The organism is Lutibacter profundi (assembly GCF_001543325.1).
Lineage (GTDB): Bacteria > Bacteroidota > Bacteroidia > Flavobacteriales > Flavobacteriaceae > Lutibacter > Lutibacter profundi.
This window is the reverse complement of sequence record NZ_CP013355.1, coordinates 2,500,865-2,516,456: the sequence shown is the minus strand read 5'-3', so window position 1 is coordinate 2,516,456 and position 15,592 is coordinate 2,500,865. Positions and strand designations below refer to the sequence as shown.

The window sequence follows — 15,592 nt, the reverse complement described above, 5'->3', positions numbered from 1 at the left end:
CTTTTTTTTAAGAAACTGATTATTCTAGTTTAAAAAATTATTATTTATCCTCCAATAGTTGACATACTTTCTGTAATATCATTACCACGTGATGCTTCCGCTATAAATCCATTTTTAGGCTTATGATGAACTGTATTTATAAACAGTTCTTTCAATTCATTATCACTTGCCCCTTTTCTAATAAAATCTCTTACGTTAAAAACACCTCCGTCAAATAAACAATTTTTAAACATACCTGTTGCTGTAATTCTAATTCTATTACAATCACCACAAATAGTTCGCGTAAAGGCTGGAATTATACCAAAGGTTCCCTTATAATTTGGTATTTTATAATTTTTTGATGTAGATGATTTTTTAGATAGAACTGGCTCTACATTTTTGTAGTGATTATTTATATGACCTATAATTTTTTTAAAATTCCATTCCTCCTCAATTTCTCTTTGCCCTTTCCCATTAAAAGGCATTTCTTCAATAAAACGAACTGCAATATCTTTGTTTTTTGAAAGTTCAATAAAATCAATAATCTCATCGGTATTAAAACCCGATTGAATTACAATATTTAGTTTTAATTTTAACTTACTTTTCTCTAAATCTAAAAAGGTTTGGTATACATTATCAAACACGTCTCTTCGTGTAATTTTAGCAAATTTCTCTTTTTGTAAACTATCAATACTCAAATTAATTGCATTAATATTTAACGCTTCTAATTTGGTTATATGATTGGAAATTAATGCTCCGTTTGTGGTAATATTTATTTCATCCAATTTATCATTAAAAGATAGCGATTCTAAAAAGTTTACAAAGTCTTTTCGTACAAATGGTTCACCGCCTGTTAAACGAACTTTATTTACGCCTAATTCAGAAAGAACTCGAGTAATACGATACATTTCTTTATAAGAAAGTAGTTCTTTTCTATCAACAATATTGATTCCTTGAGCAGGCATACAGTATTGACAACGCAAATTACATCGATCTGTAATAGCTAGACGTAAATAAGTTATTTTTCTCCCAAATTTATCTGTTAATTGCTGCATTATAAAAACTTTTAACTTTTAGTAAGTGTAAAATTTAAGAAGGCAAAGATACCAATAAATTAGAATAAAACACTTAAATTGATTATTCTAATATTACTTCTCTAAATAATTAAAATTGTTGAATTGCAATTTAGTAATACGTAACATCTGTTATTTATTAAGGATTTCATTATTATTTTTTTAACAGAGTATTGTTTTCCTTATAATAACTTACTTTATAGTCGATTAAAAAAGTACACACTTAAAAAAAACACAAACCTTAGTATTTACTAATGTTTGTGTTTTTACTATAGTGACCCCGGCAGGATTCAAACCTGCAACCGCTGGAGCCGAAATCCAGTGCGCTATTCAGTTGCGCCACGAGGCCTTTTAATTTATTTATTCTAAAAGTTGTTTTACAACTGTTGAAATTGATTTACCATCTGCTTTTCCTGCTAATTGTTTTGAAGCCACCCCCATTACTTTTCCCATATCTTTCATTGAAGTTGCTCCAACTGTTTCCATAATTTTTGAAATTATTGCTTTTAGCTCTTTTTCACTTAATTGTTCAGGTAAAAATTGTGCAATTATTTTAACTTGTGCTAATTCAGGTTCAGCTAAATCATCTCTACCTTGCTCTTTGTATATTGATGCGCTGTCTTTACGCTGTTTTACTAATTTTTGAAGTAATTTAATTTCATCATCTTGTGTTAAGCCTTCAGAAGTGCCTCCTTTGGTTTGTGCCAATAAGATTTCTGACTTTATTGCTCTTAAAGATTCTAATGCAACTCTATCTTTAGATTTCATCGCTTCTTTCATTTTAACCATTAACTCTTGTTGCAAACTCATAACTTACTATATTTATTCTGCGAATATAAAAAAAAAGAACTCGAAAATCTTTAAAATCATAAAGATTTCCGAGTCCAAAACTTAGAAAATTTATCTAAGGGCACTCATCTTTGGGCTATACTTTAATCTACGTTATCATGTAAAAAAGAATTATTAGATCTAAATTGGATATCATCATTTTCATCAATTTCAAGAGTTGTTCTTGATTGATTAATTTCTGATGAATGTGATGTTTCATCTAATTCAACTCCCATTCTCTTATATGCTGGTTCTTTTTCTATATCATCAATTTTTTTCTTGATATTATTTGTAAATTTATAATTGAAATTTTTCATTTTTTCACGTCTTTTAGAAGCTCTTTTTTGTAACTCTTCTATTGTTAAATCTAATGGAGAAATTTCTTTATGATCTATTACTTCTTGTTCATTAATATCAATTTTATCATTATTTTTAGAACGGAGTGTAAAATTTAAATCATCATCAATTTCTGTATTCATTAGTGTTGGCTTTTTTGCTTGTGTTAAACTATCTTCCAATTCTGCATAATCTTCTAATGAAAAATAAACATCCTCGTCTATTTCTTTAGTAGCCTTAATCTCTTGGTGTTCAAAAACTTCAATATTTTCAACCTTAACCGTTTCCTCCTCTAAATCAATGTTTTTGGTAGATTTATCAATAGGTAAATCGAACGTAAGAGAAATTTGATTTTCTGTTTCCTTTTCTTCAATAAATTCTTCTTCCTCAGCAGTTATAGAAGTTATTACAAAATCTTTCTCAGTAACATTTAAATTAATTTCTTCATAAACTACATCAATATTCTTAATAAATTCAGTTGTAGGTATAATTTTAAAATCTTCTTCTTTTTCTTCTTCTAAGTTATATATTATTTTGTCTTCTATTTTATTTTCAATATTTGTAGGCTTACGTATTTTCTTTTCTAAAGGTCTGTCTATTTTTTTCTCCGCAAAATCGTACGTCGCTTCTTGATCATCATCTCCAAGTGTGTGTATAATTTTTTTGGGGTCGGTATTGATAATTTCATGTTGTTGATCTGCAGTAAATCCTGTTGCAACAATGGTTACTGAAATAGCGTTTCCTAAAGATTTATCTTCACCAACTCCCATAATGATATTTACATCTGACTTAGCTTCTGCCTGAATAAAATCATTTATTTCACCTATTTCATCAATCGTAATTTCTTCACTTCCTGAAACAATTAATAATAATACATTTTTAGCTCCTGTAATTTTATTATCATTTAATAAAGGAGAGTCTAGTGCTTCTGAAATAGCTATCTCAGATCTATTTTCTCCTGAAGCTGAAGCTGATCCCATAATGGCTGTTCCACTATTTGACAATACTGTTTTAGCATCTCTTAAATCAATATTTTGAGTGTAGTGATGGGTAATTACTTCTGCAATACCACGAGAAGCTGTAGATAAAACTTCATCGGCTTTGGAAAATCCAGCTTTAAAACCTAGATTACCATAAACTTCTCTCAATTTATTATTATTAATTACAACTAATGAATCAACATATTCACGTAAATTTTCAATTCCTTTTTGGGCTTGTTCATTCCGCATTTTACCTTCAAATGAAAATGGCGTTGTTACAATACCAATTGTTAACAAGTCTAATTCACGAGCTACTTTAGCAATAACGGGAGCTGCACCAGTGCCTGTTCCTCCACCCATACCAACTGTAATAAATACCATTTTAGAGTTAGAAGATAGCATATCTTTAATTTCTTGTATGTTTTCTAAAGCAGCCTGCTCACCAACATCTGGGTTTGCACCGGCTCCCAAACCTTCAGTTAAAGAAACTCCCAATTGAATTTTAGTAGGAATTGGACTATTTTGTAATGCCTGAGCATCGGTATTACAAATAACAAAATCAACTCCTTTAATCCCTTGTGAATACATGTGATTAACGGCATTACTACCTCCACCACCAACGCCAATCACTTTAATAACGTTAGATTGATTTTTTGGTAAGTCAAACGAAATATTGTTAAAATCTGAACTGCTCATAATATATGTTTATTAGTCTTTTTCTTTAATTAATTTTTACTCAGCATTATCTAAAAAATCTCTGAATTTATCTCCCCATTTTTCAAAAATTGACTTTTTAGGTACTTCTTTTATTTCTTCTTTTACGGTATCTTTTTCTTCTTGAAGAGATTCACTTTCAATTTGTTGTTCTTGCAATTTGGTTTTCTCTATTTTATTTAAGCCATTCATTAAAAGTCCAACCGCTGTTGCATACTGTGGGCTTGATAAACTCTCATCTGAATCGCCTGCCAAATTTTCATTAGGATACCCAATTCTAGTATCCATTCCTGTTATATATTCAACCAATTGTTTAATGTGTTTTAATTGAGCTCCACCACCTGTTAAAACAATACCCGCAATTAATTTTTTCTTAGATTCTTCGTATCCGTAATTTTTAATTTCTAAAAACACTTGTTCAATAATCTCAATAACTCTTGCATTAATTATTTTTGACAAGTTTTTAAGTGTAATTTCTTTAGGGTCTCTTCCTCTTAAACCCGGAATTGAAACTATTTCATTTTCTTTATTTTCCCCTGGCCAAGCTGAACCAAATTTGGTTTTTAATAATTCTGCCTGTTTTTCAATAATGGAACAACCTTCTTTTATGTCTTCAGTAATTACGTTTCCTCCAAAAGGAACTACAGCAGTATGGCGTATAATTCCATTTTTAAAAATGGCTAAATCAGTAGTGCCTCCACCTATATCAATTAATGCTACACCTGCTTCTTTTTCTTCAGTACTTAAAACTGCTTCTGCAGATGCCAATGGTTCTAAAGTAATCCCTGCTAAATTTAAGCCTGCACTTTTAATACAACGTCCTATATTTCGTATAGATGATACTTGCCCAACTACTACATGAAAGTTAGCTTCCAACCTTCCTCCATACATTCCAACAGGTTCAGTAATTTCAGCCTGCCCATCAACTTTAAATTCTTGTGGAAGCACATGAATAATTTCTTCTCCAGGAAGCATTACCAATTTGTAAACTTGTTTTTCGAGTTTTTCTAAATCTTCTTCATTTATAACTTCTTCAGCGTTTGGACGTGTAATGTAATCACTGTGTTGTAAGCTTCTAATATGTTGGCCTGCAATACCTACTACTGCTTCAGTAATTTTAATTCCAGAAACAGCAATAGCTTCATCAACAGCCATTTGTATCGATTGAATAGTTTGAGTTATATTATTAACAACACCTCTATGCACTCCTAAACTTTTGGCTTTTCCTGTTCCAAGTAACTCAATTTTCCCATATTCATTTCTACGTCCAATCATAGCAACAATTTTAGTTGTTCCTATATCAAGTCCTACTGAAATATCATCGTGTTCCATAATTTACTTTTTTGCACACACAACTTGACCGTTGTATTTTAAATTTATTGATGTGTAGTTATCTATTGTTTTATCAGTCATTGTTTCACTTAAAAAGGATTTTAAATTCTTGAACTTTTGGTTCAAATTTTGAATTTTTCCTAAAAATATTTTTTGATTCCCTACTCTCATTGTTAAAATAAACTCTTCATTTGATATTTTTTGAACTCCTATTAGTTGTTTTTTTAGAAACTCATCTTTCAAAATAGTTGTTACCAAAAAATGTAACTTAGGAATATCTTTCTTTTTTATATCACCTGAAATTAACAATACTCTTGCAGAGTAATTCTCTGATAAAGGCATTATTTCAGCCTGTTTATCAATATAATAACTCTTTGAATTTGTTAAAACTCTTGCAATAGGTGTGCGTTGTTTCACTTTCGCTTTCAACAAACCATCAATCGTTAAAAAAATAGCTGCATCTTCTACCATGGGGTGTGACAGCACGTTTGTTTCTAACAAATGTAAATCTATGACAGATTTTGCTTGGTTTTTAACTGTTGCTCCATTTTGTATTAACAATTTATTAACCATTTGATAACTCATAAATAGGTTGTTTCCTCCCTCAAATTCAATAGTAACATCTCGTACTTTTTTACGATTGTTTTTCTTATTTGAAAAACCCAATAAAAACACTACTAATAGTAATAAAATAACGCCTTTTATGTAATTCCTATTAACTTTCAACGCTTAAATTATTTTTAATTTCATCTACCAATTCACCTATATCTCCAGCTCCAATCATAACAATTATTTTAGCTTTAGATTGTAATATGTTTTCCGCTAATTTTTTTTTGCTAGAAATTTGCTTCTTTTCAATAGTAATTTTACTTAATAACCATGCTGAACTTACCCCTTCAATTGGCAATTCTCTTGCAGGGTAAATATCTAATAAAATGAGTTCATCAAATTGAGATAAACTTACAGCAAAATTAGTTATAAAATCTTTTGTTCTACTATATAAATGCGGTTGAAAAACACCCAATATTTTTTTTGAAGGGTACATTTCTTTCACCGAATCTACAACTGCATTAATTTCAGTTGGATGATGTGCATAATCATCAATCAATACTAAATTATCTGTTTTTATTTTATATGAAAAACGCCTCTTAATACCTCTAAATGTTAGTAAAGCTTTAGCAATGACAGGGAGTGGAACTCCAAAACTATTTGCCATTGCTAAAGCTGCCACAGTATTTAGCACATTATGTTTTCCCGGTAAATTTATTTTTATGTCTTTAAAGTATTCTGTTGGAGTTTGAATATCAAAAATGTAAGTACCGTCTATTATTTTTAAATTTTTAGCGTCAAAATCAGAATTTTCATTTATTCCATACGTTAATCCGTTAATTGGCAATCCATTTCTAACAATTATTGTGTCTGAAATTTTTGTAGCAAATTTTTTGAATGACTTTTCTAGTTCAAAATGATTGCCATAAATATCTAAATGATCTGCATCTATAGAGGTTATACAGCCAATATTTGGTGATAATTTTAAAAATGATCTATCAAATTCATCTGCTTCTACTACCGAAATTTCATTTCCTCCTAAAATTAAATTTGAATTGTAGTTTTCTGAAATACCTCCTAAAAATGATGTTGCATTAACGCCTGCTTCTTTTAAAATATGCCCTAATATTGTTGAAGTAGTTGTTTTTCCATGTGTTCCTGCAACTGCTAAGCAAATGGTGTTTTTTGTGATTTCTCCTAATATCTCAGAACGTTTTAAAACGTTAAAATCATTCTCTAAAAAGTAACATAATTCGGAATTATTTTTTGGAATAGCTGGCGTATAAACCACAATCATATTTTCCTTTTGTTTAAATTCAGAAGGAATTAAATCTATTGAATCTTCAAAATGAAGATGAACTCCTATTTCTTGAAGAGACTTTGTTATATCCGTAGAAACTTTATCATAACCCGCTACATTTTTACCATTGCTTTTAAAATAATTTGCAACAGCACTCATACCGACACCTCCGATACCTATGAAATAAACACTATGTATACTCTCTAAATTCAAATTAATTAATTAGTAATTTTTCTATTTCCTGAACTATATCTTTTGTAGCATTTGGTAATGCCAATTTTTTTATATTTTCACTTAAATTTTGTTGTAATTTTTCATCATTCAACAATCCTTCAAATAGCATCTGAAATGTTTCTAACTCAGATTCTTTTAACAGCAATGCTGCTTTTTTATTTACAACTGCCAATGCATTTTTGGTTTGATGATCTTCAGCAACATTTGGAGAGGGTATAAATATTACTGGTTTTCCAACAATACACAATTCTGAAATTGAACTTGCTCCTGCTCTACTTATTAAAATATCTGCTGAAGCATACGTTAAATCCATGCTGTTTAAAAAAGCATGCGTTTGTACATTTTCCAATTCATCATATTTTTTAAATTCATCGTAATACAACTTCCCCGTCTGCCAAATAACCTGAACATTATTTGACACAATCCAATGAATATGTTTTTCAATTAAATTATTAACAGCTCTTGCTCCCAAGCTACCTCCAATAACAACCAATGTTATTTTATCAGCTTTTAAATTAAAATAACGTTGAGCTTCTTTTCGTTTTCCTGTGACATTAATTAAATCTTGACGAACAGGGTTTCCTGTTTTAATTATTTTTTTGGAAGGAAAAAAACGATCTAACCCATCATAAGCAACACATATTTTATTAGCTTTTTTCGACAATAATTTATTGGTAATTCCTGGATATGAATTTTGCTCTTGAATAATAGTTTTTATTCCTTTAATACTTGCTACATACAACGTTGGCCCACTTGCAAACCCGCCTGTACCGATAACAATAGAAGGTTTAAAATTTTTTATAATTTTATAAGCATTCCACAAACTGTTTATTAATTTAAATGGAAATAACAGGTTTTTAATGGTTAGCTTTCTTTGAATTCCAGAAATCCACAAACCCTTAATATCATAACCAAACTGAGGGATTTTTTCCATTTCCATTTTATTTTTTGCTCCCACAAACAAAAAGTTTGCATTAGGATATTTTTCCTTCAGCTCATTTGCTATTGAAACTGCAGGATAAATATGTCCGCCTGTTCCACCACCACTTAATATAATATTAACCAATTGTTTCATGTAAAATAGCTAAAGGGTTTTCTTCACTCTCTGTTAATTCTTCTTTTTCTTTATTTGCAGTAACGCTTAAAATAATTCCTATTGCAATACAAGTCATCCAAATAGATGTACCTCCACTACTAATAAGTGGCAATGTTTGTCCTGTTACAGGAAATAGATTAATGGCTACTGCCATATTAATTATTGCTTGAAAAATTATTGGTAAACCAACTCCTATTATAAGAAGCGTTGCAAAAATACTGGTTGCTTTTTTAGCTGCCATAACTATTCTAAAAAGTAACATAAAGTACAGAAGAATTATAACTAAAGCTCCAAGCAGCCCATATTCTTCAACAATAATTGCAAATATAAAATCGGATGATGATTGTGGTAAAAAGTTTTTTTGAATACTTTTACCAGGGCCTCTACCTTTTAAACCTCCACTTGCTATAGCAATTTTAGCTTTTTGAACTTGATAGCCTTCCTCAGCATTTTTATTTGTAAAATTTTCAATTCTACTTATCCAAGTATCAACTCTATTTGGCATAGCATTAGGAAATGCTTTAGCGGTAAGCACAAATAGAGCTAATATTAGACCACCTGTTCCCACAACAGATAAAATATATTTTAGTGGATAGCCTCCTATAAAGGCTAACAATAATATCATAAAAAAAACAATGGCAGTGGTTGAAAAGTTTGCTGGTAAAATTAGTGCTAAAATTATAGCAACTGGCAACCATAATTGTAAAATAGTTTCCCTAAACATAATTTTTTTATCCTTGTTACGTGCTAAGTAACGAGATACATAAATCATTAACACCAAGCCTGCCAACGTTGATGTTTGAAAACCAACACCTATAAATGGAATTCGAATCCAACGACTAGCGTTGGCTCCTCCAATTGTAGTTCCTTGTGTTAGTGTATAAATAAGCAATATTATTACTAATGGAATCATGATAACCGAACCACCACTAAAATATCTATATGGAATTTTATGAACGGCATAAATAATTAAAAATCCACAAGCCAATAAGAAAGCATGCTTCAATAAATGAAAAGTAGGAGTCCCATTATTAACCACATATACCAAATTAGTACTTGCACTATAAACAGGTAAAAACGACAATATTGCTAAAATTCCAACTATAGCCCATATTGCACGATCTCCTTCAATATTTCTAAGAATATTTTTCATTTACAATTCTCTAACTGCTTTTTTAAATTTATTTCCTCTATCTTCATAATTTTCAAACAAATCAAAACTTGCACAAGCTGGAGATAACAACACCGTATCTCCTTTTTCAGCAATTTTATATGCTACTTTTACTGCCTCTTCTGCTCCCATAGTCTCAACAACTAAATCCACTACATTAAAAAAAGTTTGAACTATTTTTTGATTATCAACACCCAAACAAATGATTGCTTTCACCTTTTCTCTTACTAGAGGCATCAAGTCTAAATAATCATTCCCTTTATCAACTCCCCCAACAATCCACACTGTTGGAGATTTCATACTATCTAAAGCATAAAATGCGGCGTTTACATTGGTTGCTTTTGAATCATTAATATATTGTACACCATTAATTTTTAACACATTTTCAAGCCGGTGTTCTGCACCTTCAAAATCTTCTAAACTTTCTCTAATAGTTTCTTTTCTAACTTTTAGCAATGATGCTGTCATAGCTGCTGCCATTGCATTTTTTGTGTTGTGTTTACCTTTTAATGCTAAAGATGATATACTCATTATTTTTTCTTCTTTTTTATATTTTATTATTATTTTATTATCCTCTAAATACACTCCCTGTTCGAGTTTATTTTTAATTGAAAATGGTAATAAGGTTGCTTTTACCTTATTATTTTTAAACCAATTTGCAATTACTTCATCCTCAAAATCATAAATTAAAAAATCAGTTTCAGTTTGATTTTTTGTAATTCTAAATTTTGAATTCACATAGTTTTCAAACTTAAAATTATACCTATCTAAATGGTCTGGAGTAATATTTGTAATTACTGCAATATGAGGTTTAAAACGCTCTATTCCATCTAGTTGAAAACTACTCAACTCCAATACATGAAAATCATAATTATGCATTGCAACTTGTTTTGCAAAACTATCTCCAATATTCCCACCCATTCCAACATTTAAATTTGCTTTTTTCAAAATATGGTTAACTAACATTGTTGTAGTTGTTTTACCATTTGAACCCGTAATTCCAACAATAATTCCGTTCGTATATTTTGACGCAAATTCAATTTCAGAAATAATAGAAATACTCTTTTGTTTTAATGCTTTTATTAATGGTATGGCATCTGGTATTCCCGGACTTTTCATTACCACATCAGCATCAAAAATTATAGATTCTGTATGCTTTTCTTCTTCAAAAGAAATATTATTATTTAAAAGAACTTGTTTGTATTTATTTGCAATAATTCCTTTATCTGAAACAAACACATTATACCCTTGTTGCTTTCCTAGAATAGCTGTTCCTACTCCACTTTCTCCAGCTCCTAGCACAACTAATTTCATTTATCTCAATTTTAGTGTTACAATTGTAAGCACTGCCAACATAATTCCAATAATCCAAAATCGTGTTACAATTTTACTTTCATGATAGCCTAATTTTTGATAATGATGATGTAATGGCGACATTTTAAATATGCGTTTTCCTTCTCCAAATTTTTTCTTCGTGTATTTAAAATAACTAACTTGAAATATCACTGATAATGTTTCAACAAAAAAGACCCCAGCTAAAATTGGGATTAACAATTCTTTACGTACAGCAATAGCTAAAACAGCAATAATTCCACCAATAGTTAAGCTACCTGTGTCTCCCATAAAAACTTGAGCTGGATAGGTATTATACCACAAAAACCCTATTAAAGCACCTACAAAAGCAGCAATAAAAACAGTCATTTCACCAGAATTTGGTATGTACATTACATCTAAATAATTAGCGAAAATGATGTTTCCTGAAACCCAAGCAAAAATACCTAGTGTTAGCACAATTATGGCTGAAGAACCCGCTGCTAAACCATCAATTCCATCAGTTAAATTTGCACCATTTGAAACTGCCGTGATAATAAAAATTACTATTGGTATAAATATTATCCAAGCATAATCCTTAAGCCCTTCCCCAAAAACATTTAGGACATCGGCATATTCTAATTCGTTGTTTTTTAAAAATGGAATGGTAGTTTTAGTAGATTTTTTAGCCTTTCCAAATAAAACCGGTGACCCTTGTTCAGTAGTATATTGATACTTTACTGGTAGCTTTTCTTTCATTGTTACACTTGGGTGGAAATACAACATTGCTCCAACAAAAATTCCCAAAGTAACCTGTCCTAAAATTTTAAACTTTCCTTTTAACCCTTCTTTATTTTTTTTAAATATTTTTATATAATCATCAATAAAACCAATGGTACCCATCCACAAAGTGGTTATTATTAAAATTACGATATAAACATTATCTATTTGAGCGAATAAAAGCACAGGAATAAGAGTTGCTAAAATAATTATGATACCTCCCATTGTAGGAGTTCCCGCTTTTTCAACTTGTCCTTCCAGTCCTAGATCTCTTACGGACTCTCCAACCTGTTTTAATTGTAAATAATCAATTATTTGTTTTCCATAAATTGTTGAAAAAAGTAAAGAAACAATAAAACTCATAGCAGATCTAAACGAAATATATTGGAATAATCCCGCTCCTGCTAAATTGTAATGTTTGTCTAAATATTCGAATAAATAATATAACATTTTTTTACTTTTCTATAACTTCTAACAAATATGTAACTTTCTCAAAATCATCGAAATGCGAACGTTTTCCATTAACTTCTTGATACGTTTCATGACCTTTTCCAGCAATTAAAATAATATCACCTTTATTAGCCAATTTTATGGCCGTTTTAATTGCTTGCTCTCTATCTACAATTGATATTGTTTTTTTAATATTTTGAGTTTCAACACCGCTTTCTATTTCTGCTAAAATGGTTTGGGGATTTTCATTTCTTGGATTGTCTGAAGTGAAAATAACTTGCGAGCTTAATTGAGATGCTATACGCCCCATAACAGGGCGTTTAGCTTTATCTCTATCGCCACCGCATCCCACAACGGTAATTACTTGTTCATTTCCTATCTTAATATTATTAATAGTTTCCAATACATTTTTTAATGCATCTGGCGTATGTGCATAATCAATTACAGCTGTTATTCCTTCATTTGAAATAAAATGCTGAAATCTTCCACTTACACTCTCTAGTTCACTTATGCTTGTAAGAGTTCGAACAGAGTCTATACCCAATAAATTTGCAACACCATAAATTGCTACTATATTATACGCATTGAAACTTCCCGTTAATTTTGTCCAAACCTCATTTCCATCAATATTTAATAACAATCCCGAAAATCCATTTTCTAAAATTTTAGCTTTAAAATCGCCCATTGTTTTTAATGCATATGAATATTTTTTTGCTTTTGTATTTTGAAGCATTATAGCCCCATTTTTGTCATCAATATTTACCAAAGCAAAAGCTGATTCAGGTAATGAATCAAAAAATATTTTTTTTACATCTCTATATGCCAAAAAAGTTTTATGATAATCTAAATGGTCGTGAGTTAAATTGGTAAATACTCCACCTGCAAATTGCAACCCTTCAGTTCTTTTCTGATGAATTCCATGAGAACTCACTTCCATAAAACAATAATCAACACCTTTATTCACCATTTCATTTAAATATTTATTTATTAAAATAGAATTTGGTGTGGTATGTGTTGCCTCATATTGAACTGTATCTACCATAATTTTTACCGTAGATAGCAATCCCGATTTATAGCCAAGTTTTTGAAATAAATTGTATAGTAATGTTGCAATAGTTGTTTTTCCATTTGTTCCTGTAATTCCTATTAATTTTAATTTTCTAGAAGGGTTGTCATAGAAATTTGAAGCAATAATTGCCAAAGCGCTATTTGAATTTTCAACTCTTATATAAGTAATATCTTGAAGTATTTTTTCTGGAAATTCTTCACAAACAACAACTGTTGCTCCTAATTCAACTGCCTTGCTAATAAATTGATGTCCATTAAAAATCAATCCTTTTTGTGCTACAAACAAGCTGCCTGGCTCTACTTCTCTTGAATCAAACACAATAGTATTTACCATTTTTTGGACACTTCCATACATGGTAATTATATTTACTTTATCTAATATGTCATTTAATAACTTCAACTAAATTGTTTTTAAGACTATAGTAACTCCTTTAATTAGTTTTTCTCCTGCGTTAATTGACTGCTCTTTAACTTTACCTTCTCCTTTTGAACTCACTTTCAATCCAATATTTTCAAGTAAAGGAATGGCGTCCATAGCCGCCATTCCCATTACATTTGGGATTGAATTAAATTCCTTGTTAGATTTGGTATAGTAAGAATTAAAATTATTTTGAACACTCGCAAAATTTGGCATATCAACACCTATCTTATTAATAATATGGTTTGATGTATAAATCTTATGAGCAATATCTTTAAAAACGGGACCTGAAACATCGGCACCGTAATAACCTTTTTTTAAATCTGGTTTATGAATAACTACAATACAAGAATACTTAGGGTTTTCAGCTGGAAAATACCCTGTAAATGAAGAGATGTATCGCTTATTTAATTCCCAATCAGGCATCCAATATTCAGTACGTGCTGTACCTGTTTTACCTGCCATTGAAAAATTTTTATCATATAATTTTATTCCTGTTCCTCGAATAACTACATTTTTTAAAATTTCTTGCACCTTATCAATCGTTTCTTTTGAACAAATTTGTGAGTCTATTATTTCTTTATCAAAACGTTTCACATATTTATTCCTAGAGCGAATTTCTTTTACAAATTTTGGTTTTACCATTTCACCATTATTTGCAATGGCATTATAAAATGTTAATGTTTGTAGCGGTGTTAATCTCAAATTATATCCATAAGCAATAGAAGGCAAAGCATTTTTACTCCATTTTTTATCTCCTGGTGATGGAATTTCAGGATTCCCTTCTCCTTTTATTGGCAATCCCAACGGCTCATTCAAATGCATTCTTTTTAAAATATTGATAAATTTTTCAGGAGTTTTTTCAAAATTTTCATCAATCAATCTTGCAAAACCAATATTTGAAGACACTTCCAAAGCTCTTGCTGCAGAAATTTTACCATAACCTCCTCGCTTAGAATCATGGATATACCTTCCATGCATTTTGTATCTCCCTTTTCCTGTATCAACAATTATACTTGTATCAATTGCACCACTCTCTAGTGCTGCAACCATAGACATTAGTTTGAATGCTGAGCCAGGCTCATGGGATTCATATATAGCATAATTTCTTTTTTCATAATACTTACCTACTGAATTTATACCTAAGTTAGAGATTGCTTTAATTTCTCCCGTTTTAGTTTCCATAACTACTACACAACCATGTTCAGCGTTGTAATATTCTAACTGTCTTAATAAAGAATGATGGGCAATATCTTGAATATTAATATCAATAGTTGTTACAATATCTTTACCATCAACTGGTTCTCGTTCATTATTATCATTAATTGGTTTCCATTGCCCTTTCGCTATTTTTTGCTTCATTCTCCATCCGTGTTTCCCTTTTAAATAGCCTCTGTATGCTCCTTCAATTCCTGGAGCTCCTCTATAATCATCATAACCAATTGTTCTTTCAGCTACTTTACCTAAAGGATGAGCTCTTACAGTTGTTTGCTCTGCAATAAAACCCCCTTTATACATTCCTAAATTAAAAATTGGGAATTTTTTAATCTTTATATAATCATTGTATCCTAACTTTCGAGTGATAAAAAGATATCTATTTTTTGTGTTTCGTGCTTTTTTAATTTTTCGTTCCCAATATGAAGCTGTATTACCAAGCATTTTTGACAATTCTACAGATAAACTTCTTATATTTTTTTTAAACACATTGGCATCAACCGTATAGGCATCCATTCTAATTTCATACTGAGACATTGAAGTAGCTAGTAAACTACCATCATCTGAAAAAACATTACCTCTATTTGCAAAAATTGTATCATTTCTTAAAGTTAACTGCTCAGATAAACTTCTATATTTATCGCCTTCTGCATATTGAATATTTGTTAACTTAACAACAATCAATACCAAAAAGAGTGTGATAAACACAAAAATGAAATACAACTTTTTTAATATGTTTTTTTTAATGGTTGTCAACT

Annotated in this window: 12 protein-coding genes and 1 tRNA gene; all 13 read right to left on the bottom strand. The window is 30.2% G+C overall.

Translation table 11 applies throughout. The annotated features are described in order from the left end of the window. Positions 1-44: 44 nt before the first annotated feature. On the bottom strand, positions 45-1,034 hold the full coding sequence (gene moaA, locus Lupro_RS11075; protein WP_082703903.1) for a GTP 3',8-cyclase MoaA: 990 nt from the start codon (positions 1,032-1,034) through the stop codon (positions 45-47). Between the two features lie 293 nt (positions 1,035-1,327). After that, a tRNA-Arg gene (locus Lupro_RS11070) sits at positions 1,328-1,401 on the bottom strand. Between the two features lie 11 nt (positions 1,402-1,412). Next, positions 1,413-1,862 (bottom strand): GatB/YqeY domain-containing protein, encoded by a 450-nt coding sequence (locus tag Lupro_RS11065; protein ID WP_068210184.1) that lies wholly within the window; start codon positions 1,860-1,862, stop codon positions 1,413-1,415. A gap of 122 nt (positions 1,863-1,984) precedes the next feature. Beyond that, entirely contained in the window at positions 1,985-3,892 is a 1,908-nt protein-coding gene (gene ftsZ, locus Lupro_RS11060) for a cell division protein FtsZ (RefSeq protein WP_227807443.1), read from the bottom strand. A gap of 36 nt (positions 3,893-3,928) precedes the next feature. Further along, on the bottom strand, positions 3,929-5,242 hold the full coding sequence (ftsA, locus tag Lupro_RS11055) for a cell division protein FtsA (RefSeq protein ID WP_068210179.1): 1,314 nt from the start codon (positions 5,240-5,242) through the stop codon (positions 3,929-3,931). A gap of 3 nt (positions 5,243-5,245) precedes the next feature. Then, entirely contained in the window at positions 5,246-5,968 is a 723-nt protein-coding gene (locus Lupro_RS11050) for a cell division protein FtsQ/DivIB (RefSeq protein WP_068210176.1), read from the bottom strand. Continuing rightward, positions 5,958-7,304, bottom strand: coding sequence for a UDP-N-acetylmuramate--L-alanine ligase (murC, locus tag Lupro_RS11045; RefSeq protein WP_068210174.1), 1,347 nt, complete (start codon positions 7,302-7,304; stop codon positions 5,958-5,960). Before murC ends, Lupro_RS11050 begins: the two co-directional genes overlap by 11 nt. Position 7,305: 1 nt before the next feature. Continuing rightward, the gene (gene murG / locus Lupro_RS11040; protein WP_068210171.1) at positions 7,306-8,400 is read right to left on the bottom strand and encodes an undecaprenyldiphospho-muramoylpentapeptide beta-N-acetylglucosaminyltransferase; all 1,095 of its coding nucleotides are present in this window, start codon (positions 8,398-8,400) and stop codon (positions 7,306-7,308) included. Further along, a complete protein-coding gene (locus tag Lupro_RS11035; RefSeq protein WP_068210168.1) occupies positions 8,384-9,574 on the bottom strand; it encodes an FtsW/RodA/SpoVE family cell cycle protein in 1,191 nt (396 codons plus the stop codon). Before Lupro_RS11035 ends, murG begins: the two co-directional genes overlap by 17 nt. Continuing rightward, a complete protein-coding gene (gene murD, locus Lupro_RS11030; protein ID WP_068210164.1) occupies positions 9,575-10,906 on the bottom strand; it encodes a UDP-N-acetylmuramoyl-L-alanine--D-glutamate ligase in 1,332 nt (443 codons plus the stop codon). Further along, on the bottom strand, positions 10,907-12,133 hold the full coding sequence (gene mraY, locus Lupro_RS11025; protein WP_068210161.1) for a phospho-N-acetylmuramoyl-pentapeptide-transferase: 1,227 nt from the start codon (positions 12,131-12,133) through the stop codon (positions 10,907-10,909). It lies immediately after the preceding gene. Positions 12,134-12,137: 4 nt separating this feature from the next. Then, positions 12,138-13,601: a UDP-N-acetylmuramoyl-L-alanyl-D-glutamate--2,6-diaminopimelate ligase gene (locus Lupro_RS11020; RefSeq protein WP_068210156.1), complete on the bottom strand. Its 1,464-nt coding sequence runs from the start codon at positions 13,599-13,601 to the stop codon at positions 12,138-12,140. After that, a complete protein-coding gene (locus Lupro_RS11015) occupies positions 13,602-15,590 on the bottom strand; it encodes a penicillin-binding protein (RefSeq protein ID WP_179945744.1) in 1,989 nt (662 codons plus the stop codon). Positions 15,591-15,592 lie beyond the last annotated feature (2 nt).

Excerpts from the sequence above, each read along its gene's own strand:
- moaA (WP_082703903.1), bottom strand. The coding sequence starts at position 1,034 with ATGCAGCAATTAACAGATAAATTTGGGAGAAAAATAACTTATTTACGT.
- Lupro_RS11065 (WP_068210184.1), bottom strand. The coding sequence starts at position 1,862 with ATGAGTTTGCAACAAGAGTTAATGGTTAAAATGAAAGAAGCGATGAAA.
- ftsZ (WP_227807443.1), bottom strand. The coding sequence starts at position 3,892 with ATGAGCAGTTCAGATTTTAACAATATTTCGTTTGACTTACCAAAAAAT.
- ftsA (WP_068210179.1), bottom strand. The coding sequence starts at position 5,242 with ATGGAACACGATGATATTTCAGTAGGACTTGATATAGGAACAACTAAA.
- murG (WP_068210171.1), bottom strand. The coding sequence starts at position 8,400 with ATGAAACAATTGGTTAATATTATATTAAGTGGTGGTGGAACAGGCGGA.
- Lupro_RS11035 (WP_068210168.1), bottom strand. The coding sequence starts at position 9,574 with ATGAAAAATATTCTTAGAAATATTGAAGGAGATCGTGCAATATGGGCT.
- murD (WP_068210164.1), bottom strand. The coding sequence starts at position 10,906 with ATGAAATTAGTTGTGCTAGGAGCTGGAGAAAGTGGAGTAGGAACAGCT.
- mraY (WP_068210161.1), bottom strand. The coding sequence starts at position 12,133 with ATGTTATATTATTTATTCGAATATTTAGACAAACATTACAATTTAGCA.